The organism is Klebsiella aerogenes KCTC 2190, from assembly GCF_000215745.1.
GTDB classification, from domain to species: domain Bacteria; phylum Pseudomonadota; class Gammaproteobacteria; order Enterobacterales; family Enterobacteriaceae; genus Klebsiella; species Klebsiella aerogenes.
Genome location: NC_015663.1, coordinates 1,254,313 through 1,276,619 on the forward strand (window position 1 = coordinate 1,254,313; position 22,307 = coordinate 1,276,619).

Genomic DNA, 22,307 nt, shown 5'->3' on the forward strand with positions numbered 1-22,307 from the left:
CTATGAACAGTTCAACAAATGCAGCAAAACGTTGGTGGTACATCATGCCTATCGTGTTTATCACGTATAGCCTGGCGTACCTTGACCGCGCCAACTTCAGCTTTGCATCGGCCGCGGGCATTACCGAAGACCTTGGCATCACCAAAGGCATCTCATCGCTGCTTGGCGCCCTTTTCTTTCTTGGATACTTCTTCTTCCAGATCCCAGGAGCGATTTACGCTGAACGCCGCAGCGTGCGTAAACTTATCTTTATCTGCCTTATCCTGTGGGGCGGCTGCGCCTCGCTAACCGGCGTGGTGCATAACATCCCGGCGCTGGCGGCCATCCGCTTTATCCTTGGCGTGGTGGAAGCGGCGGTCATGCCGGCGATGCTGATTTACATCAGTAACTGGTTCACCAAATCAGAGCGTTCACGCGCTAACACTTTCCTGATCCTCGGTAACCCGGTCACCGTACTGTGGATGTCGGTCGTATCGGGTTATTTGATCCAGGCCTTTGGCTGGCGTGAAATGTTTATCATTGAAGGGATCCCTGCTGTGATTTGGGCCTTCTGCTGGTGGGTACTGGTGAAAGACAAACCGTCGCAGGTGAACTGGCTGGCGGAAAGTGAAAAAGCGGCGCTGCAGGAACAACTGGAGCGCGAACAGCAGGGCATCAAAGCGGTACGTAACTATGGCGAAGCCTTCCGTTCACGCAACGTGGTGCTGCTGTGTATGCAATATTTCGCCTGGAGCATCGGCGTGTACGGTTTCGTACTGTGGCTGCCGTCAATCATCCGCAGCGGCGGCGAAAACATGGGGATGGTCGAAGTAGGCTGGCTCTCTTCAGTACCCTATCTGGCGGCAACGATTGCGATGATTGCCGTCTCCTGGGCTTCCGATAAGATGCAGAACCGTAAGCTGTTTGTCTGGCCGCTGCTGCTCATTGGCGGGCTGGCGTTCATCGGCTCCTGGGCCGTCGGCGCCAACCATTTCTGGGTCTCTTATACCCTGCTGGTGATCGCCGGCGCGGCCATGTACGCCCCGTATGGCCCGTTCTTTGCGATTATCCCGGAGATGCTGCCACGCAACGTCGCCGGCGGCGCGATGGCGCTGATCAACAGTATGGGAGCGCTGGGTTCTTTCTTTGGTTCGTGGTTCGTCGGCTATCTCAACGGCGCAACCGGCAGCCCGTCCGCCTCGTACATTTTCATGGGTGTGGCGCTTTTCGCCTCGGTATGGCTTACTTTAATTGTTAAGCCTGCTAAGAATCAAAAACTTCCGCTTGGCGCTCATCACGCCTGAACTACTTACGCTACGGAGATTCGCATGAAGCCGTCTGTCATTCTCTATAAAACGCTCCCCGACGATCTGTTACACCGTCTGGAGGAACACTTTTCCGTCACCCAGGTGAAAAACCTGCGTCCGGAAACCGTTTCGCAGCACGCGGAGGCTTTCGCCCAGGCGGAAGGTTTACTGGGTTCGAGTGAAAAGGTTGACGCCGCGTTACTGGAGAAAATGCCGAAGCTGCGTGCGACCTCTACCGTGTCTGTCGGCTACGACAATTTTGATGTCGATGCGTTGAACGCGCGCAAGATTTTGCTGATGCATACGCCGACCGTGCTAACCGAAACCGTCGCCGATACGGTGATGGCGCTGGTGCTGAGCACCGCGCGTCGGGTGGTTGAGGTCGCTGAACGCGTGAAAGCGGGCGAATGGACCAAGAGCATCGGGCCGGACTGGTTCGGCTGCGATGTACACCATAAAACCCTGGGCATCGTCGGCATGGGCCGCATTGGCATGGCGCTGGCGCAGCGCGCCCACTTCGGTTTCGGCATGCCGATTCTGTATAACGCGCGCCGGCAGCATCCACAGGCGGAAGAGCGCTTCAATGCGCGCTACTGCGATCTCGATACCCTGTTACAGGAAGCGGATTTCGTCTGCCTCATTCTGCCGCTGAGCGAAGAGACCCACCACCTGTTCGGCGAAGCGCAGTTTGCCAAAATGAAATCTTCCGCCATCTTCATTAACGCCGGGCGCGGTCCGGTCGTTGACGAGCAGGCGCTGATTGCGGCGCTGCAGGCCGGAGAGATCCACGCTGCCGGTCTTGACGTCTTTGAACATGAACCACTGGCAAAAGATTCGCCGCTGCTGACGCTGCCGAACGTGGTCGCGCTACCGCACATTGGTTCCGCCACCCACGAGACCCGCTATAACATGGCGGCCTGCGCGGTAGATAACCTGATTGACGCATTGAACGGCAAGGTTGAGAAGAACTGCGTGAACCCGCAGGTGAAGTAAGCGAGGAAAGCAGAAGCCCGGCCGGCGGCGCTTACGCCGTCAGCCGGGAGAACAGCGATATACCGATTAACGCGTGGCGTTAACCGCCGCCGTCCAGGCCTGATTAAAGGCCTGATGCTGAGCGGCCAGCGGAGCAATCAGCGCATTGTACTGGCTTGCCTGCTGAGACGTCGGGAACTGAATACCGTTAGCCACGAAGCTCACCTGCGTCCCCTGCTGAGCGACAAAATCACCCACCTGCACCAGCTGCTGAGTAAAGACCTGCGCGGCCGGAATCAGCGGCTGCAGCGCATTCGCCGGCGCCGTCACGACTTTATTAAACACCTGGTCATAAACCGGCTTAAGATCATCAGCCTGCTTCAGCGCGCCATGCGCGGCATCCGCCTGCATTTTAGCGTTTTCCAGCTGCTGGCTCAGCACGCCCAGCGCACCGTTAGCCTGCCGCAGCGGCTCACGCTGAGTGGTATAATCCTGCGCCACGCGAATGGCGTTAACGCTATCAACCACCGGGCGCAGACCCGCATCCATCGCCTGGCTGACCTGCTGTGAATAAGCGTAAATCACCGCATAATCGGACACGAAGGGGCCGAACTGTTTTTTCTGATCGGCGGTCAGCGTAGGCAGACGTTCGCCGCTACGCATTGCCGTATTCTGCAGGAAGTCGATGAACGCTTTGCGCTGATCGCCTTCTTTATCAAAACACCCACTCAGGCTAACCACCATTAATATGGCCGCAACGGCCGCAAACCAGCGAGAGCAGGACTTTCCTGTCGCCATTTTTTTACTCCTTCAGCCAAAAAAAGCGCAAACAGGCACACGCGTGCCAGACGCTGACAAGGATAGTCCAGGACGGCCTTGCAGGATACCCTTTCCTGATAATCTTACCGCGGAAAATACCCTTTTTCGCCTTCCCGGCGCCAGCCAGGCCCGCTGTTAAGTTCATCACATTTAACGCGATAACTTAAGCCAAAAAAATAGTAAATATCTTTTTGATTTAATTAAAATTAATAAAATTAACGGCGAAGGAATTACGCAAAGCGGACGATAATCGCACGCTTCCTGAAGGCGGCACATTGTCTACAGGCAGGTTCAATGGTTTGATTAATGAGCGATTAACGGCGTTATGTTCGATTATCGCACAAACAACATCAATGACAGCGAGGGAGACTATAACAATACCTCTGTCCCCCGCTCAGCCTGCCAGGAATGCCGTATGAAGAAAACAACCATCGATATTCAGGCTTTTATCAACGAACATCCATTCACGAAGTACCAATGGATGATTCTCGCCTTATGTTTTATTACCGTCGCGATGGACGGATTTGATACCGCGATTATTGGTTTTATCGCCTCAGACCTGGTACAGGAATGGGGGGTTGAGAAATCCGCGTTGGGCCCGGTAATGAGCGCTGCTCTGGTCGGGCTCGCCGTCGGCGCGCTGACGGCCGGGCCGCTCGCCGATCGTATTGGCCGCAAGAAAGTGCTGATTATGTCGATCCTGGTGTTCGGCGGCTTTAGTTTGTTAACCGCGTTTGCCAGCAGCCTTAACCAACTGACATTATTGCGCTTCCTCACCGGATTGGGCTTAGGCGCGGCAATGCCGAATGCCGCGACGCTAATGAGCGAATATGCTCCGGAACGCCGCCGCGCGCTGATGGTAAACCTGATGTTCGTCGGCTTCCCAATGGGGTCGTCGCTGGGAGGCTTTCTGTCGGCCTGGATGATCCCGCATTATGGCTGGCAAAGCGTGCTGGTGCTTGGCGGCGTGATGCCGCTGCTGCTGGCCGTGGCGTTAATGTTCCTGCTACCGGAATCCGCACGCTATATGGTCGTGAAACGGCAGCCGGCGCAGCGGATCGCCGCCATCCTGAAGCGTATCGCGCCGTTGCCGGATGCGGTTGAATTTGAGCTACGTGAAGCAGGCCAGGTGAAGGAAAAGTCAGCCATTGGCGTGATTTTCTCCCCGCGCTACGCCGTGGGCACCGTGATGCTGTGCCTGACCTATTTTATGGGATTGCTGATTTTCTATCTGCTGACCAGTTGGCTGCCGCTGCTTATCCGCGAGACCGGCGCCTCGATGAGCCAGGCTTCTATCATCACCGCTCTGTTCCCGCTCGGCGGCGGGATTGGCGTGCTGATCCTCGGCGCGCTAATGGATAAGATCAACCCTAACAAAGTGGTTGCCGTCGGCTGGCTGCTCACCGGCGTCTTTGTTTGCCTGGTGGGTTTCTCAACCAGCAATCTGCTGTTGATGGGGGTAATGGTGTTTATCGCTGGCAGCATTATGAACGGCGCGCAATCATCAATGCCGGCGCTGGCTGCCGGGTTCTATCCAACCCAGGGCCGCGCCACCGGCGTTGCCTGGATGCTCGGTATCGGCCGCTTCGGCGGGATCCTCGGCGCCTTCAGCGGCGCTTTCCTGATGCAGGCACAATTGTCGTTTGAAACCATCTTCACCATGCTGGCGATCCCGGCGTTTTTATCCGCCATCGCCCTGGTAGTGAAATACAAACTGAGCCAGCGCCAACCTGCCGTTAAGCCAAATGACGGTAAAAACCTACAGAAAGCCTAATCAATCCAGCCAGCGCTCTGCGCTGGCTTTTTCTTGCCGCTAACCATCATTTACATAAATTTTCCAAAGCTGCTGACACTCTTAGTAATCATCCCCTTAGCTTTTACGCACGCCGCTTTTCCGGGTGATTAACGAAACCACGCCGACAAATAATCACTTCGGTTATTATTTTCCTTGCTTTTGCGACTATTCTTAAATGGCTCGATGTATTTTCCTCTCCGCAGTGAGACAGAATAGGAGCTCTCAATGGAATATAAAGATCCCGTATTTGATTTGTTGAGTAACCTGGAACAGATTGTTTTTAAAGACCAGCCGCAAACGGCTACGCACGCCCGTACCCCAAGCGTTTTTAATGAATTCGAACGGCTGCGTAAGGGCACAGGCCTTAAGACAGATGATTTCGCCAATGCAATGGGCGTCAGCGTCGCGATGGTTGAAGAGTGGGAATCGCGACGGGTAAAACCTTCATCCACGGAGCTCAAATTGATGCGCCTGATGATGGCCAATCCACAGCTCTCAAGGCAGCTAATCGATTGAAAAACTGGTTTACTATCTTCTTTTGGTAACGGTCCTGATGCAGGGCCGTTTTATATCCTGATGAAAAAAAGTTTGCTATCCGACTGAGAACATGCGTTAATGCTCGCAGGTTTGATGTACAGACCACAGAGCAGTCGAATAGAGCAGTCCTTCAAAGGTTATCCATTAGATATCCCCGTAGTGAACTTTCCCTTTATCGCTTTAAATCTGTAGTCCAGACCACTACGCCGCAAGGCTCACTAATTTTTTTAAAGGTAATTCACTATGTCCGGTAAAATGACTGGTATCGTAAAATGGTTCAACGCTGACAAAGGCTTCGGCTTCATCACTCCTGACGATGGCTCTAAAGACGTGTTCGTACACTTCTCTGCTATCCAGAACGATGGCTACAAATCCCTGGACGAAGGTCAGAAAGTTTCCTTCACCATCGAAAGCGGCGCTAAAGGCCCGGCAGCTGGCAACGTAACTTCTCTGTAAGTTCAAGCCGCTAAGAATAATAAATCCCTGCCTTATGGCGGGGATTTTTTTTATCTGTCGTCAACAGGCGCCATCAGCAGATGGCGCCTGTTGTCATTCAGAGGGCGGCAAAATGCCAGCCCGTTTCCCTCCACTCCAGACAATGGGTCAGCTTCAGACCCTGTAAAAATGCCTCGTCATGCGATACCACCAGCATCGCGCCGGGAAACGTCGCCAGCGCGCTTTCAATTGCCTGGGTCGACGCCAGATCGAGGTGATTGGTTGGCTCATCCAGCAGCAGCAATTGAGTTGAGTCCCGCCGCCAGAGCACGCAGGCAAGCGCCGCTTTCAGGCGTTCGCCGCCGCTTAACGCCGCCAGCGGAAGGCTGACCTTGTCAGCTCCCAACTGGAGCTGCGCCAGACGGCTACGCAGTACTCCCTCATCCAGTGGGGTATCGCCCAGGTTAAGGTGCGCCATCACCGACAATGATAAATCCAGCTGCGTCAGATGCTGATCGAGATACGCCGCACTCACCGACAGCCGGATGTCGCCAGCGGTTGCCTGCTCCAGCCCCATCAGGGTTTTCAATAATGTTGTTTTGCCACAGCCGTTTGGCCCCTTTAGCGCGATGCGCATCGGGCCATCCACCCGCCAGTCGAGCGGCGCGGGGGATGAGTGAGCCAACTGCAGCGATTCCAGCACCAGTACCTGCTTGCCGGCAGCCACTTCACTGCCAGGCAGTGTGAACATCACCGGATTATCTTCTTCTACCCGCTCCCGCGCCTGGTGCACGGCGGCATTCAGACTACTGTTCTGCTCACGATGCTGGCGGCGCAGCGTTCCCGGACGCTCTTTTGCCGCCCCTTTGTACTTCACACGCTCGAAAGAGGCGATATTCAGCGTATCGACGGTACGCAGCGTCTGCGCCGAGCGCCGTTGGGCCGCGTCATGCTCCTTTTGCATCCGCGCCCGGGTGCGCCGCCGTTCGATTGCGGCATGCTCCAGCGCCGAGCGGGCGGCCTGTTGCTCCGCTTCGCGCTGCCGCTGATATTCGGCATAATTACCGCCGTAGCTGCGCAGCGCCGCCGGCGTTAGCTCAATAATCCTCGACATCAGAGCCAGTAATTCACGGTCGTGGCTGGCGATTAATGCCCCGCCCCGCCAGATTTCCAGCTGCTGATACAGCCACTCCCGGCCCTGACGATCGAGATGATTCGTGGGTTCGTCCAGCAGCAGAAAGTCCGCGCCGGAAACGAATGCGCCGCACAGTAGCGCCTTCATTCGTTCGCCACCGCTGAGCGAAAAGGCAGGACGATCGGCGGCGAATGCCGGGAGCCCGGCATCGCAGAAGGCTGAACTCAGGCGGTCGGGCAGATCCCAACGGCCATCCAACAGTTCGAAGTCATTTGCCAGCCCTTTTCCCTGTTCAAGGCGGGACAGGGCGTCGAATAGGGACGCATAACCCAATAGCGAGGCGACGGTTGTCCCGGCGGTGAGGGTCGGCTGCTGCGCCACCCAGGCAACGGTGGCTGACCGTTCGATGTGCCCGCCGGAAGGAGAATCAAGGCCCGCCAGCAGACGCAACAGGCGTGTCTTGCCAACGCCATTTCGCCCGACAAGGCCGCAAAGCAACGGTTCCAGCGATAAATTCAGCGGGCCAAAAAGCGTCTGTCCCGTCGCGAACTGACAGGTGACCTGATGTAAAACAAAAGAGGGGGTGTGGGCACAATGAGCCATAAGCACTCCTGAATGAAATCAATACTCCCCTACCCGCAGCGTTTGCGAGGTAAGGCGTGAAATTCATCAGTCGTGTTTGTTCATTTGTCGTGTGCGCTCCAGTGAGACGAGGGATTCGTCGGGGCATAGGATAGCCAGGCCCGAGCCTGGATTTCAAGATTATTTTTTCACCATTGCGATAAGGCAAAAAAAAGCCTGCCGGATGGCAGGCTTTTGACCTTTCTCGAGATAGTTACTGCAGCAGTGAAATATCCGCAACCTGCAGGAACAGCTCGCGCAGTTTGGACAGCAGCGTCAGACGGTTGATGCGGACATCTTTGTCTTCAGCGTTAACCATCACATTTTCGAAGAACTCATCAACCGGCTCGCGCAGCGCAGCCAGCTCAATCAGCGCATCCTGATAACGGCCTTCGGCGAAGTAAGGCTGGAGTTTATCACGCAGCACCACCAGATTACCGGCCAGCTTAATTTCCGCCGCTTCTTTCAGCACCGAGGCATGAACGATATCGTTCAGGGTCTCGTCGGATTTCGCCAGGATGTTGGATACGCGCTTGTTTGCCGCCGCCAGGGCGGAGGACTCTTCCAGCGTACGGAAGTGCGACACAGCCTTCATGCGCGCATCGAAATCCGCCGGGCGGGTCGGACGACGCGCCAGTACCGCCTGAATAGTATCAACACCATAGCCTTCGTCCTGATACCAGGCGCGGAAGCGGCCCAGCATGAAGTCGATGACGTCATCAACGACGTTGGCGTTAGTCAGCTTCTCACCATACAGACGCACCGCTTCTTCGGTCAGCGTTTGCAAATCGAGATTCAGGTTCTTCTCAACGATGATACGCAGTACGCCCAGCGCGGCGCGGCGCAGCGCAAACGGGTCTTTATCGCCTTTCGGATGCTGACCGATACCGAAGATACCCGCCAGAGTGTCCATCTTGTCGGCAATAGCCACCGCGCAGGCAACCGGGTTAGACGGCAGCGCATCGCCGGCAAAACGCGGCTGATACTGCTCGTTCAGCGCGACCGCAACATCTTCCGCTTCGCCGTCATGGCGCGCGTAGTGCATCCCCATCACGCCCTGCGTGTCGGTGAACTCGAAAACCATGTTGGTCATCAGGTCGCACTTGGACAGCAGGCCCGCGCGGGTCGCATGGTTAACGTCAGCGCCAATTTGTTCGGCAATCCAGCCCGCCAGCGCCTGAATACGATCGGTCTTATCGCGCAGGGTACCCAGCTGCTGTTGGAACAGCACGGTTTCCAGACGCGGCAGGTTATCTTCCAGACGTTTTTTACGGTCGGTATTGAAGAAGAACTCGGCATCGGCCAGACGCGGACGAACGACCTTCTCGTTACCGGAGATGATCTGCTGTGGATCTTTGGACTCGATATTCGCCACGAAGATGAAGTTCGGCAGCAGTTTGCCGTCGTTTGCATAGACCGGGAAGTACTTCTGGTCGCCCTTCATGGTGTAAACCAGCGCTTCGGATGGCACCGCGAGGAATTTCTCTTCAAACTTCGCCGTCAGCACTACCGGCCATTCGACCAGCGAGGTCACTTCTTCCAGCAGACTTTCGCTCAGGTCAGCATTACCGCCAATCTTACGCGCCGCCGCTTCAGCATCCGCTTTGATTTTGGCTTTACGCTCGGCGTAGTCGGCCATCACTTTACCGCGCTCCAGCAGAATCTGCGGATACTGGTCTGCATTGTCGATGGTGAATTCCGGCTCGCCCATAAAACGGTGCCCGCGGATGATACGGTCGGAAGCGATACCCAGAATGGTCGCCGGGACAACCTGATCGCCCAACAGCAGGGTCACGGTGTGAACCGGACGCACAAAGTGAACGTCAGAAGCGCCCCAGCGCATCAGTTTCGGGATCGGCAGCTTAGCCAGCGAGGTCGCAACCATGTTCGGCAGCAGCGTTTGCGCGCTTTCCCCCTTAACGTGGGCGCGATACAACAGCCATTCGCCTTTATCGGTGGTCAAACGTTCAGCCTGATCGACGGTAATACCACAGCCGCGCGCCCAGCCTTCGGCCGCTTTGCTTGGTTTACCTTCAGCGTCAAACGCCTGGGCAATGGCCGGGCCGCGTTTTTCGACTTCACGATCCGGCTGCGAGGCGGCCAGATTCGCCACTTTCAGCGCCAGACGGCGCGGCGCGGCAAACCATTCGACGGCGCCGTGCGCGAGGCCAGCGTTGTCCAGTTCCGCAGTAAAGTTGGCAGCGAAGGATTCAGCCAGGCTGCGCAGTGCTTTTGGTGGCAGCTCTTCGGTGCCGATCTCCACCAGGAAAGTTTTCTCAGACATGGCCGCCTCTTATTTGTCTTTGTTGCACATCGGGAAGCCAAGGGCCTCACGGGAAGCATAGTAAGCTTCTGCCACTGCTTTAGTCAGGGTGCGGATACGCAGAATATAGCGCTGACGCTCGGTGACGGAGATGGCTTTACGCGCATCCAGCAGGTTAAAGCTATGGGCGGCTTTCAGAATACGCTCGTAGGCTGGCAGCGGCAGCGGAGTTTCCAGCGCCAGCAGTTGCTGCGCTTCTTTCTCGTACTGCTCGAAGCAGGTGAACAGGAAGTCTACGTCCGCATATTCAAAGTTATAGGTGGACTGTTCCACTTCGTTCTGGTGGAAAACGTCGCCGTAAGTGGTTTTACCCAGCGGGCCATCGCTCCAGACCAGATCGTATACGCTGTCCACGCCCTGGATGTACATCGCCAGACGCTCCAGGCCGTAGGTAATTTCGCCGGTGACCGGTTTACACTCCAGCCCGCCAACCTGCTGGAAGTAAGTAAACTGCGTCACTTCCATACCGTTAAGCCACACTTCCCAACCCAATCCCCAGGCGCCCAGAGTCGGGTTTTCCCAGTTATCTTCAACGAAGCGGATGTCGTGGATAGTCGGATCCATACCCAGCTCTTTCAGAGATCCGAGATACAGTTCCTGAATGTTGTCCGGGGACGGCTTAATCACCACCTGGAACTGGTAATAGTGCTGTAAGCGGTTCGGGTTTTCGCCATAGCGGCCATCGGTCGGGCGACGAGAAGGCTGTACGTAGGCGGTCGCCATCGGCTCTGGCCCCAACGCGCGTAAGCAGGTCATTGGGTGGGATGTGCCGGCGCCGACTTCCATGTCCAGTGGTTGAACAATGGTGCAGCCCTGACGAGCCCAGTAATCCTGTAAGGTCAGGATCAGGCCCTGGAAGGTCCTGGTATCAAACTTTTGCATATTATTTCGTGCTGGATACGTGTGGATTTAAAGGAAGGGATCAGTATACCCGCTGGCTGCGAGATATACAGTATGAAACGGCCTTTGTTTAGCGAAATTTGAGCAAAGCGGCGCCATCGTGCGGCGTTTAAGCCGCATTTAGCGCATAGAAAGATGTAAAAACTGGCCGTCTGGATCAAAAGAACAGACAAAGCGTTCATTCCGCGAAGTCAGACCGGAAAGCTCATAGCTTGCCTGGAACTGCTCGAAATGATTGACGTCGACGCGACGGGTGTCGGTGCTGTAACGTAACGCCGCCTGATCCTTGCATAATTTTTCCATATTCAGCGTAGTTTGCGGCGTAATACGTGCTTTTTGCGCTTTTTGAACGGGTTGAGCAGGTGTCTGGCTGCAGCCGACCAGCAGCAGCGCCGCCAGGGCAGATACGAAATATTTCATCACCATTTTTCTCAACCGCCTTGTTAGCCAATTGTTATCGTGCAGACCATGTAAAACTAGCCAAACATTTTGCGAATCTCACTGATGCTCTACAAGAGTGTGGCGAAAAACTCAGAATATTCCATTGTGATGACGACAAACGACGGGAGTCAGACTCTTTTTACGCAGGGGCCAATGAGGTACAGATGCAGGAAAAAATAAGCTGGATTACCAACTTGCGCGGCATAGCATGCCTGATGGTAGTAATGATTCACAGTACCACCTGGTACATTACCCATCCTCATAGCATCAGCTTGTTCGAATGGGATATCGCGAATCTGCTTAACTCGGCATCACGGGTCAGCGTCCCGCTTTTTTTCATGATTTCAGGATATCTGTTTTTTGGCGAACGCAGCGCCCAGCCCCGCCATTATCTGCGCATCGCGCTGTGTATTCTGTTCTATAGCGCGCTGGCGCTGCTCTATATCACCCTTTTTACCCACATCAACGTTGAGCTGTCATTAAAAAATTTACTGCAGAAGCCGGTGTTTTATCACCTGTGGTTTTTCTTTGCCATTGTGGTGATTTATCTGCTCTCGCCGCTGATTCAGGTGAAGCAGGTCAGCGGCAAAATGCTGCTGGCGCTGATGCTGGTGATTGGCCTCATCGCCAACCCCAATATGGTAAGCATCAAGGCGGGCGGCATTGAATGGCTACCGATAAACCTCTATATCAACGGCGATACCTTTTACTACGTACTGTACGGGATACTGGGCCGGGCGATCGGCGCCATGAATACCGACAGAAGAGGACTGACCCTGATGTGCGCGCTACTGTTTACCGCCGCGGTGTGGGTCATTTCACGCGGCACGCTGCATGAACTGCAATGGCGAGGCGATTTTGGCGATACCTGGTATCTGTATTGCGGGCCGGCTGTGTTTATCTGTGCAATCTCGTTATTCACCCTGGGCAAAAACATCCTCAATAGCCGTGAGCTCCCGGGTATCGCGTTAATCTCCAGACATTCATTAGGCATTTATGGCTTTCACGCATTGTTTATTCACGCTCTGCGCGCCAGCGGCCTTGAGCTAAGCCGCTGGCCCTTGCTGGATATTGTGTGGATTTTCGCCGCCGCGCTGTTGGGTAGCCTGGCGCTGTCTACGCTGGTTCAGCGAATTGATCGCCGTCGGTTGGTGAGCTGAAAATCGCCAATCAGCGCAATCCATGAGATCAGATGAAACGCGGGTGAATAGGTCGTCGCTTTTGTTTCCATTGCCGACGACCTCTCTTCACCGTCGGTTGACAGTTTATTCCACTGAGTTATTGCGCGCTTTATCCGCGACTTTAGCGGGATAAGACGTTGCTGACGCACCGTACATACAGACAAACCATGCCATCACGTAAATACTTTTTTCGCGCCACGGCGCCGGAACAAACCAGGCACCGACCAGCAGCAATCCTGCCGATAGCAACAGAACCAACCGGCACAGGGAGATAAAATCATCATCTCGCTGCGCTTCCTGCTCCGTTCGTTGATGGGTGAGGACAGCAAACATCCCCATCACCAGCACGCCAAGAAAATAGCCTTTACCGCTGAACAGCGGGCACGTTCGCCAGATGCCGATGAGGTAAACCAGCGAACCCAGCAGCATGACTAATCTTGCCGTCGTACGTTTTAATTTCATTGCGCCTCCCTGGCCATGGTAACCCTCATTATGACCGGGGAATCGCCGGTTGCGGCGGTTTCAGCAAGTTGGAATCAACAATTCGGAATAAATAAATATGTGAATTAAATCAATGCGAAGCGAATCATTCAGGAAGGGAATTCGCCCCAATAGATGGGGCGAGAACAACTTATGACATCAGCGGCTTAAGCTGCTGATAAATCTGGCGGAACGTTTCACGACGCGGCGCATAACGGGCAAACCGTTGAGCATCAGGCAGATGCGCCTGCTCCAGCGGTAGCTGCGGCAGGAGGTCAGAGAAAGCCGCATCATGATGAACGGCCAGTTGCGCCAATCTTGCCGCGCCTAACGCCGGGCCGACATCGCCGCCGGTGCGGAAATCCAGCTGTTGTCCGCTGATATCGGCGAGCATTTGCCGCCAGTATGCGCTGCGCGCGCCGCCGCCGATAAGGGTGACGCTGTCTGGCTTCACACCACAGGAGTGCACAACATCCATGCCGTCGGCCAACGCGTAACCCACCCCCTCAAGCACCGCCCGCGCCAGTTCGGCGGGACCATGTTGATGGGTAAGGCCGAAGAACACGCCTTTAGCCTGCGGATTGTTGTGCGGCGTACGCTCGCCGGAAAGATAAGGCAAGAACCACACCGGGTCGGCATTGTCATCCGCCGATTGCGCCGCGGCGATCAGCGCCGGTACGCTGCCGAGGCCGGTTAACTTCGCCGCCCAATCCAGACAAGACGCGGCGCTGAGCATCACCGACATCAGATGCCAGCGGCCCGGCAGGGCGTGGCAGAAACTATGCACCGCGCTTTCCGGTTTACTCAGAAAACCATCGCTGACGGCGAAATAAACGCCGGAGGTCCCCAGCGATAACATCGCCTGCCCCGCATCGGCCATGCCAACGCCGACAGCGCCTGCCGCGTTATCGCCGCCGCCCGCTACCACCAGCGCCCGCGGCATATTCCACACCTGAGCGACCTCTGCGCGCAGATGGCCGGTCACCTCGCAGCCTTCAAAGAGGGCCGGCATATTGTCGCGGCTGAGCCCGCAGGCGGCGAGCATTTCATCGCTCCAGTCACGACGCGCGACGTTCATCCACATCGTGCCGGCGGCGTCGGACATATCGCTGGCGTACTCACCGCTCATGCGCAGCCGCAGGTAATCCTTCGGCAACAGGACCTTATCGACCTGTTTAAAGATTTCGGCTTCGTGACGCTGTACCCACAGCAGCTTCGGTGCCGTAAAACCCGGCATCATCAGGTTGCCGGTGATTTGCCGCGAAGCGCCGACTTTTTCTTCCAGCAGCATGCACTCTTCGCCGCAGCGGCCGTCATTCCACAAAATCGCCTGACGCAGGACCCGCTGCTGTTTATCAAGCAGCGTGGCGCCATGCATCTGCCCGGCGATGCCTAAAGCTTTTACCTCGCGCAGGGAGTGTTGCGCGCCCAGCGCTTGCATCGCGGTATTCGTCGCCTGCCACCACTGTTCGGGATCTTGTTCGGACCAGAGCGGATGCGGGCGCGAGACGGTCAGTTTTTCGGTATGCGTCGCCAGTACGTCGCCCTGTTCATTGAGCAGAATGGCTTTTACGCCCGAGGTCCCTAAATCAATCCCGATATACATGCAGCGTCTCCTTAACGCGAACGCCACGGCAAAGCGTGGCGCAGCACAAATGGTTTACAGCCAGTGCCCGGTTTCAGCGGGCACTTTTGTCGGCATTACTTATCGAACAGATAATGGTTTACCAGGTTTTCCAGCAGTTCCTGATGCCCGCTGTGGTGCTGCGGCGCCAGGTTATGCTGAGTCGCATAGTGCGCGATGTCGGTCAGGGTCATCTGGCCTGTGAGGATCTGCTGGCCCAATTCACCGTTCCAGCCGGCGTAGCGTTTCGCCACGCGTTTATCCAGCTCGCCGTCTTCAATCATGCGCGCCGCGACTTTCAGCGACAGCGCCATAGTGTCCATCGCGCCGATATGGCCGTAGAACAGATCGTATTTGTCGGTGCTCTGGCGACGAACTTTAGCATCAAAGTTCAGGCCGCCGGTGGTGAAGCCACCCGCCTTGAGGATCTCATACATCACCAGGGCGTTCTCTTCTACGCTGTTCGGGAACTGGTCGGTATCCCAGCCCAGCTGCGCATCGCCGCGGTTCGCGTCCACCGAACCGAACAGGCCCAGCGCAATAGCCGTGGCGATCTCGTGGTGGAAAGAGTGGCCGGCAAGGGTGGCGTGGTTGGCTTCAATGTTCAGTTTAATCTCTTTTTCCAGACCAAACTGTTTCAGGAACCCGTAAACCGTGGAGGCATCATAATCATATTGGTGCTTGGTCGGCTCCTGCGGCTTCGGCTCGATCAGCAGGGTGCCCTGGAAACCAATTTTGTGTTTGTGTTCAACCACCAGTTGCATAAAGCGGCCAATCTGCTCGCGCTCCTGGCGCAGATCGGTATTAAGCAGGGTTTCGTAGCCTTCGCGACCGCCCCACAGAACGTAGTTTTCACCGCCCAACTTGTGGGTCGCATTCATTGCGGTGACCACCTGAGTCGCCGCCCAACTAAAGACTTCCGGATCGGGGTTCGTCGCCGCCCCTGCGCCATAACGCGGGTTGGTAAAGCAGTTTGCCGTCCCCCACAGCAGTTTAACGCCGCTCTGCTGCTGTTTTTCCGCCAGTACGTCCACCATCTGCGCGAAGTTGTTGCTGTACTCTTTCAGCGAAGCGCCTTCCGGAGAAACGTCGACATCATGGAAGCAGTAATACGGCACATTCAACTTATGGAAAAACTCAAATGCCACTTCGGCTTTACGTTTCGCCATTTCCAGCGCTTCGCCCGGCTGCTGCCATGGACGATCGAAGGACCCCACGCCAAACATATCCGCGCCATTCCAGCAGAAAGTGTGCCAGTAGCAGGCAGCGAAACGCAGGTGGTCTTCCATGCGTTTACCCAGTACTAATTCATCCGGATTGTAGTGACGGAAAGCCAGTGGGTTAGTCGATTTCGGGCCTTCATAACGAACGCGATCGAGTTGATCGAAATAGGTCTGCATAGAGAACTCCATATTCAGGGGTGCGGCGAGTAACAAGTTATACGTCAATATAGAATTCCACTTTCGCCTTCCTCAATTACGTTATTTCACACCGCCATTGAGAGAATCCACAAACGTGCGCCAGCTCGCAAAAATAATTCCTCTCCACATCATTTATGGAATCCTATGATGGATGTGAAATGAAATAACCTGCATACTCTTGAATAAAATACGATCGCGGTCATAAATTACAAAACAAACTAAATTTCATAATGCGAAAATAAGAACAGGTAATTGCCAGCCCTCGCTTCCCCGTTAAGAATCTGCAACGTATCTGCAACCTGAAGTTTATTCCTGTACGCCTTACCTACCCTTTGAAAAGGTATCGTTATTATGAAGATAAAGAACCTTTGCCTTACGCTCTGCGCCTCATCGCTCCTTCTCGCCAGCATGGCGGGCATGGCTAAAGAAGTTAAGATTGGGATGGCCATCGACGACCTTCGTCTGGAACGCTGGCAAAAAGATCGCGATATTTTCGTCAATAAAGCGGAATCATTAGGTGCCAAAGTATTTGTGCAATCCGCCAATGGCAACGAAGAAACGCAAATGTCGCAAATTGAAAATATGATCAATCGCGGCGTCGATGTTTTAGTAATTATTCCTTACAACGGCCAGGTGCTCAGTAACGTTATTAAAGAAGCGAAGCAGGAGGGAATTAAAGTCCTCGCCTACGATCGCATGATTAATAATGCTGACATCGATTTTTATATTTCTTTCGACAATGAAAAAGTCGGTGAAATGCAGGCCCAAAGCCTGGTTGACAAAGTGCCGCAGGGTAATTATTTCCTGATGGGCGGCTCGCCGGTGGATAATAACGCCAAACTGTTCCGCGCCGGCCAGATGAAGGTGCTCAAACCTTATGTCGATGACGGCAAAATTAAGATCGTCGGCGATCAGTGGGTCGACGGCTGGCTGCCGGAAAATGCGTTAAAAATCATGGAAAACGCGCTGACGGCGAATAACAACAAAATTGACGCGGTAGTGGCTTCCAACGATGCGACCGCCGGTGGCGCTATCCAGGCGCTAAGCGCCCAGGGGCTGGCGGGTAAAGTCGCCATTTCCGGGCAGGATGCCGATCTGGCTGGCGTGAAACGTATTATTTCCGGCACGCAGACAATGACCGTTTATAAACCGATTACCACGCTTGCCACTAGCGCTGCCGAAATCGCCGTTGAATTAGGCAATGACCAGCAACCCAAGGCTGACGCCACGTTGAATAACGGCTTAAAAGATGTCCCCTCGCGCCTGTTAACGCCAATTGAAGTCAATAAAGAGAATATTGACGCCACGGTGATTAAAGACGGTTTCCACAAAAAGAGTGAACTGTAATGGCTGACGCCCCGCCTCGGGGCGTCATTTTCGTCCTGCCGGATATCGCTTTTGCGGAGTCTCTATGTCCTGGTTACTCGAAATGAAGAACATCACCAAAGCCTTTGGCGCGGTTAAGGCCGTGGATAACGTCAGCCTGCGGCTGAATGCCGGGGAAGTGGTGTCGTTATGCGGTGAAAATGGTTCGGGGAAATCAACGCTGATGAAAGTGCTGTGCGGGATCTATCCTCACGGCAGCTACGAAGGTGAAATTATTTTCGCTGGCGAGACGTTACAGGCGAATCATATTCGCGATACCGAGCGTAAAGGTATCGCCATTATTCACCAGGAGCTGGCGTTGGTGAAACATCTCACGGTGCTGGAAAATATCTTTCTCGGCGCCGAGGTCTCACGCCATGGCCTGCTGGATTACGAAACCATGACCCTGCGCTGCCAGAAGCTATTGGCGCAGGTGAATTTATCGATCTCGCCCGATACCCGCGTTGGCGATTTAGGCCTGGGCCAGCAACAGCTGGTCGAGATCGCCAAGGCGCTAAATAAACAGGTACGTTTGCTGATCCTCGATGAACCCACGGCATCATTAACCGAACAAGAAACCGCGACGCTGCTGGCAATTATTCGCGATCTGCAAAACCACGGCATCGCCTGTATTTATATTTCGCACAAGCTCAATGAAGTTAAAGCTATCTCCGACACTATCTGCGTAATACGTGACGGCCAGCATATTGGCACCCGCGACGCCAGCGGGATGAATGAAGATGACATCATCACTATGATGGTCGGGCGCGAGCTCACTGCGCTGTACCCAAATGAACCACATAGTCATGGCGATGAGATCTTGCGGGTCGAGCATCTCACCGCCTGGCACCCGGTTAACCGTCATATCAAGCGCGTCAACGACGTGTCGTTTTCCCTCCGCCGCGGCGAAATCCTTGGCATCGCCGGGTTAGTCGGCGCCGGGCGCACCGAGGCGGTACAGTGTCTGTTTGGCGTCTGGCCGGGGCGCTGGCAGGGAAGCATCTTTATCGACGGACAGCCGGTGACGATTAACAACTGCCAACAGGCGATTGCCCATGGCATCGCCATGGTGCCGGAAGACCGCAAAAAAGACGGCATCGTGCCGGTGATGGCTGTCGGCAAGAACATCACTCTCGCGGCGTTAAACCAGTTCACCGGCCCGGCAAGCAGCCTCGATGACGCCGCGGAGCAGCACTGCATTCAGCAGTCGATTCAGCGGCTGAAAATCAAAACGTCATCGCCGGATCTGGCGATTGGCCGCCTGAGCGGCGGCAATCAACAAAAGGCGATTCTGGCCCGCTGCCTGCTGCTCAATCCGCGCATTTTAATCCTCGATGAACCAACCCGCGGCATCGATATCGGTGCGAAATACGAAATCTACAAGCTTATCAATCAACTGGTGCAGCAAGGCATCGCCGTCATCGTGATCTCATCCGAACTGCCTGAAGTGCTCGGGCTGAGCGATAGGGTGCTGGTGATGCACGAAGGCAAGCTTAAGGCCGATTTGCATAATCAAGGTCTGACCCAGGAACAGGTGATGGAAGCCGCACTGAGGAGCGAACGCCATGTCGAAAAACACGTCGTCTGAAATCAAACTTACGCCATCCGCCCCTGCCGTTTTTCCGGCGCTGAAAGGGCTCAATCTCCAGGTTTTCGTGATGATCGCCGCGATTATCGCCATTATGCTGTTCTTTACCTGGGTTACCGACGGCGCCTATCTGAGCGCGCGTAATATCTCCAACCTCCTGCGGCAAACCGCCATCACCGGCATCCTCGCCGTCGGCATGGTGTTCGTGATCATTTCGGCGGAAATCGATCTGTCCGTCGGCTCGATGATGGGGCTGCTCGGCGGCGCGGCGGCGATTTTCGACGTCTGGCTCGGCTGGCCGCTGCCGCTCACCATCCTCGTTACGTTGGTCATGGGGCTGTTGCTCGGCGCGTGGAACGGATGGTGGGTCGCCTATCGCAAGGTGCCCTCTTTCATTGTTACCCTTGCCGGCATGCTGGCGTTTCGCGGAATTCTGATCGGTATTACCAACGGTACCACCGTCTCGCCCACCACGCCGGCGATGTCGCAAATCGGCCAAAGTTATTTACCGGACGGCATCGGCTTTGGTATCGGCGTTATTGGCATGGCGGCCTTTATCATCTGGCAATGGCGCGGGCGGATGCGCCGACAGGCGTTAGGGCTGGCGACCACCAGTTCTGGCGGCGCCGTTGGCCGTCAGACCATCACCGCAGTTATCGTGCTGGGCGCTATCTGGTTGCTCAATGATTATCGCGGCGTGCCGACGCCGGTGCTCATACTCGCCGCCCTGCTGCTGGCAGGCATGTTTATGGCGACCCGCACCGCTTTTGGCCGTCGTATCTATGCCATTGGCGGCAATCTGGAAGCGGCCCGCCTCTCCGGGATTAACGTCGAGCGCACCAAGCTGGCAGTCTTCGCTATTAACGGCCTGATGGTCGCTATCGCCGGGTTGATCCTCAGTTCGCGACTGGGAGCGGGTTCGCCTTCCGCCGGCAATATCGCCGAACTGGACGCCATCGCCGCCTGCGTGATTGGCGGCACCAGCCTGGCGGGCGGTATCGGCAGCGTGGCAGGGGCCGTAATGGGGGCGTTTATTATGTCGGCGCTGGATAATGGCATGAGCATGATGGACGTCGCCACCTTCTGGCAATACATCGTTAAAGGCGCCATTTTACTGTTGGCGGTCTGGATGGATTCGGCTACCAAGCGGAGAACATAACGGTATCACTATGAAAAATGCCCGAATAACTTGCGCCACCGCCAAACTTCGCCAAAAGGCGCTTGAAATAATTCGGGCATTAGCCGGTATTGTATGACCGGGGTAAGAGCAGGAATATATCTATGTTTGAAAAGCGTCACCGCATTACGCTGTTATTCAACGCCAACAAAGCCTATGACCGTCAGGTGGTTGAAGGCGTTGGCGAATATCTGCAGGCATCACAGCTGGAATGGGATATCTTTATCGAAGAGGATTTTCGCGCGCGTATCGAAAACATCAAAGAGTGGTTGGGCGATGGCGTTATCGCCGATTACGACGACCCGGAGATAGAAAAGCTGCTGGCGGATGTCAAAGTGCCAATTATCGGCGTCGGCGGCTCCTACCATAAGCCAGAATGCTATCCGCCTGTTCACTATATCGCCACCGATAATGCCGCGCTGGTCGAAAGCGCATTCCTGCATCTGAAAGAAAAAGGCGTGAACCGTTTCGCTTTTTACGGGCTACCGACCTCCAGCGGCAAGCGGTGGGCGATGGAGCGCGAACACGCCTTCAGCCAGCTAGTCGCCAAAGAGAAATACCGTGGCGTGGTCTATCAGGGGCTGGAGACCGCGCCGGAGAACTGGCAGCATGCGCAAAATCGGCTCGCCGACTGGCTACAAACGCTGCCGCCGCAAACCGGCATTATCGCCGTGACCGATGCCCGGGCACGTCACGTCCTGCAGGCCTGTGAGCTGCTGCATATTCCGGTGCCGGAAAAATTGTGCGTCATTGGCATCGATAACGAAGAACTGACCCGCTACCTCTCCCGCGTCGCGCTCTCTTCCGTGGCGCAGGGTACCCGGCAGATGGGCTACCAGGCGGCGAAACTTCTGCATCGATTACTGGAAAACGAAGCGCTACCGCTACAGCGGCTGCTGGTGCCGCCGATGCGCGTCATTGAGCGACGCTCCACCGATTATCGCTCGCTCACCGACCCTGCGGTGATTCAGGCGATGCATTATATCCGCAATCACGCCTGCAAAGGCATCAAGGTTGAGCAGGTGCTCGACGCCGTCGGCATCTCTCGCTCTAATCTGGAGAAACGCTTTAAAGAAGAGGTCGGCGAGACCATCCACACGGTGATCCACAGCGAAAAGCTGGAAAAAGCGCGCAGCCTGCTGGTCTCCACCACGCTATCGATAAACGAAATTTCGCAGATGTGCGGTTATCCGTCGCTGCAGTATTTCTATTCAGTGTTTAAGAAAGAGTACGACGTGACGCCGAAAGAGTACCGCGATCGGCACAGTGAAGTGATGATGTAGCAGAAAAGAAAAATGCCCGGGCTTACGCACCGGGCATTGATGATTACATATGAGCGGCAATTAGGCGCTGATTGTCCTGATACATAGCGAAGAGATAGTTGTTATAGCTCGACCCTTTCGTCGAGTACCCCTTCAACTTGTGGATCATCGCGCTGGCAGTCACTTCCTGGTCCGTCTTACGCAGCTGTGCGCGAGACTTACGGAAGGATGAATAAGCCGGATGCGTGTTAAGGTTTCTCACGTAAGCCTGAACCGACTGCTCGACCGATTCAAACTGGGAGTAGCCTTTCATCGCACCGCGACAATTGCCGCCGCCGCACTTCATACCAAACAGGTTGTTGTTGACGCGCGCCAGCTTCGAGGTGCCCCAACCGCTTTCCGCCGCCGCCATGGTCGCCACCATGCTGTTTGGAATAATGTCGACGCGCTCAAGCAGCGAGTTCCATGGTATACGGCGAGTATTGCCAGACCACTTCACTTTATAACGTGAGGCGATATCTTTCAGACGCGCCTGCTCGCTCGGCGACCAACGGCCGTCGTATTGCTTAGAGACAAGCCAGTTACGATCTGCCGTGATCGCTTGATTTTGCTTTGTAATGTAAGGCATAACCGTCCGGAGAAACGCTTTTTTCCTTGGTGTCCCGGAAGGGTATTTTCGCAAATCAGGAAGTGAACTGCTCTTTACACTATTGCGAGAATACTCTTGTTTACTGCTAACCTTGATACTACTTGGCTTCTTTACTTTCTTAACTACTGAGGCTTTATGACTCTTTGTTGCTGTGTGCGTTGTCGCCAACACACTACCTGAAAATATACAGGTAAGTAACATGAGTATCGCAGCCCCATATCGTCGCATGGGAATCGATATCATTAGGTCTCCTGGTCGGATTTACTCATTCCAACACCTTGTTTTTCGCAAAAAAT

19 protein-coding genes are annotated in these 22,307 nt (G+C 55.1%); 10 read left to right on the forward strand and 9 right to left on the reverse strand.

Features of this window, described 5'->3' with window-relative positions:
* Positions 1-2: 2 nt before the first annotated feature.
* Both EAE_RS06130 and ghrB read left to right on the forward strand, forming a co-directional pair.
* A complete protein-coding gene (locus tag EAE_RS06130) occupies positions 3-1,283 on the forward strand; it encodes an MFS transporter (RefSeq protein ID WP_015369218.1) in 1,281 nt (426 codons plus the stop codon).
* A gap of 24 nt (positions 1,284-1,307) precedes the next feature.
* Positions 1,308-2,279: a glyoxylate/hydroxypyruvate reductase GhrB gene (gene ghrB / locus EAE_RS06135; RefSeq protein ID WP_015369217.1), complete on the forward strand. Its 972-nt coding sequence runs from the start codon at positions 1,308-1,310 to the stop codon at positions 2,277-2,279.
* Positions 2,280-2,345: 66 nt separating this feature from the next.
* Here the strand turns inward: ghrB and EAE_RS06140 are convergent, their stop codons facing one another.
* Positions 2,346-3,056: a DUF3053 domain-containing protein gene (locus tag EAE_RS06140; protein WP_015369216.1), complete on the reverse strand. Its 711-nt coding sequence runs from the start codon at positions 3,054-3,056 to the stop codon at positions 2,346-2,348.
* Positions 3,057-3,492: 436 nt separating this feature from the next.
* On the opposite strand from EAE_RS06140, the gene EAE_RS06145 reads away from it, so the two are divergent.
* The 3 genes from EAE_RS06145 (at position 3,493) to cspE (ending at position 5,865) form a co-directional block, all read left to right on the forward strand.
* Positions 3,493-4,851 carry an MFS transporter gene (locus EAE_RS06145; RefSeq protein WP_015703774.1) on the forward strand — a complete coding sequence of 453 codons (1,359 nt, stop codon included), beginning with the start codon at positions 3,493-3,495 and terminating at the stop codon, positions 4,849-4,851.
* 246 nt (positions 4,852-5,097) lie between these two features.
* Entirely contained in the window at positions 5,098-5,388 is a 291-nt protein-coding gene (locus EAE_RS06150) for an HTH-type transcriptional regulator (RefSeq protein ID WP_015369214.1), read from the forward strand.
* 264 nt (positions 5,389-5,652) lie between these two features.
* Positions 5,653-5,865 (forward strand): transcription antiterminator/RNA stability regulator CspE, encoded by a 213-nt coding sequence (gene cspE / locus EAE_RS06155; RefSeq protein WP_000014594.1) that lies wholly within the window; start codon positions 5,653-5,655, stop codon positions 5,863-5,865.
* Between the two features lie 97 nt (positions 5,866-5,962).
* Here the strand turns inward: cspE and EAE_RS06160 are convergent, their stop codons facing one another.
* The 4 genes from EAE_RS06160 to EAE_RS06175 all read right to left on the reverse strand — a co-directional run bounded on the left by EAE_RS06160 (position 5,963) and on the right by EAE_RS06175 (position 11,249).
* Entirely contained in the window at positions 5,963-7,582 is a 1,620-nt protein-coding gene (locus EAE_RS06160; RefSeq protein ID WP_015703775.1) for an ABC-F family ATP-binding cassette domain-containing protein, read from the reverse strand.
* Positions 7,583-7,814: 232 nt separating this feature from the next.
* A complete protein-coding gene (glyS, locus tag EAE_RS06165; protein WP_015703776.1) occupies positions 7,815-9,884 on the reverse strand; it encodes a glycine--tRNA ligase subunit beta in 2,070 nt (689 codons plus the stop codon).
* A gap of 9 nt (positions 9,885-9,893) precedes the next feature.
* Complete coding sequence (gene glyQ, locus EAE_RS06170; protein ID WP_015369211.1) at positions 9,894-10,805, reverse strand: glycine--tRNA ligase subunit alpha; 912 nt, start codon at positions 10,803-10,805, stop codon at positions 9,894-9,896.
* Between the two features lie 138 nt (positions 10,806-10,943).
* On the reverse strand, positions 10,944-11,249 hold the full coding sequence (locus EAE_RS06175) for a YsaB family lipoprotein (RefSeq protein ID WP_015369210.1): 306 nt from the start codon (positions 11,247-11,249) through the stop codon (positions 10,944-10,946).
* 179 nt (positions 11,250-11,428) lie between these two features.
* Between EAE_RS06175 and EAE_RS06180 the strand changes: the two genes are divergently transcribed.
* The gene (locus EAE_RS06180) at positions 11,429-12,424 is read left to right on the forward strand and encodes an acyltransferase (RefSeq protein ID WP_015703777.1); all 996 of its coding nucleotides are present in this window, start codon (positions 11,429-11,431) and stop codon (positions 12,422-12,424) included.
* Positions 12,425-12,529: 105 nt separating this feature from the next.
* On the opposite strand, the gene yiaB is transcribed toward EAE_RS06180, so the two are convergent.
* The 3 genes from yiaB to xylA all read right to left on the reverse strand — a co-directional run bounded on the left by yiaB (position 12,530) and on the right by xylA (position 15,949).
* Complete coding sequence (gene yiaB, locus EAE_RS06185; RefSeq protein WP_015703778.1) at positions 12,530-12,907, reverse strand: inner membrane protein YiaB; 378 nt, start codon at positions 12,905-12,907, stop codon at positions 12,530-12,532.
* A 169-nt stretch (positions 12,908-13,076) separates the two neighbouring features.
* On the reverse strand, positions 13,077-14,531 hold the full coding sequence (gene xylB, locus EAE_RS06190; RefSeq protein ID WP_015703779.1) for a xylulokinase: 1,455 nt from the start codon (positions 14,529-14,531) through the stop codon (positions 13,077-13,079).
* A 95-nt stretch (positions 14,532-14,626) separates the two neighbouring features.
* Positions 14,627-15,949, reverse strand: coding sequence for a xylose isomerase (xylA, locus tag EAE_RS06195; RefSeq protein ID WP_015703780.1), 1,323 nt, complete (start codon positions 15,947-15,949; stop codon positions 14,627-14,629).
* Between the two features lie 372 nt (positions 15,950-16,321).
* On the opposite strand from xylA, the gene xylF reads away from it, so the two are divergent.
* From xylF to xylR, 4 genes are all read left to right on the forward strand, one after another.
* On the forward strand, positions 16,322-17,317 hold the full coding sequence (gene xylF, locus EAE_RS06200; RefSeq protein ID WP_015703782.1) for a D-xylose ABC transporter substrate-binding protein: 996 nt from the start codon (positions 16,322-16,324) through the stop codon (positions 17,315-17,317).
* 64 nt (positions 17,318-17,381) lie between these two features.
* On the forward strand, positions 17,382-18,923 hold the full coding sequence (locus tag EAE_RS06205; protein ID WP_015703783.1) for a xylose ABC transporter ATP-binding protein: 1,542 nt from the start codon (positions 17,382-17,384) through the stop codon (positions 18,921-18,923).
* Entirely contained in the window at positions 18,901-20,082 is a 1,182-nt protein-coding gene (gene xylH, locus EAE_RS06210) for a xylose ABC transporter permease XylH (protein ID WP_015369203.1), read from the forward strand. The genes EAE_RS06205 and xylH overlap by 23 nt, the downstream gene beginning before the upstream one ends.
* 122 nt (positions 20,083-20,204) lie before the next feature.
* A complete protein-coding gene (gene xylR / locus EAE_RS06215; RefSeq protein WP_015369202.1) occupies positions 20,205-21,383 on the forward strand; it encodes a D-xylose utilization transcriptional activator XylR in 1,179 nt (392 codons plus the stop codon).
* Positions 21,384-21,426: 43 nt separating this feature from the next.
* Here xylR and EAE_RS06220 read toward each other — a convergent pair whose 3' ends face one another.
* Entirely contained in the window at positions 21,427-22,254 is an 828-nt protein-coding gene (locus EAE_RS06220) for a protein bax (protein WP_020077703.1), read from the reverse strand.
* Between the last annotated feature and the right edge of the window lie 53 nt (positions 22,255-22,307).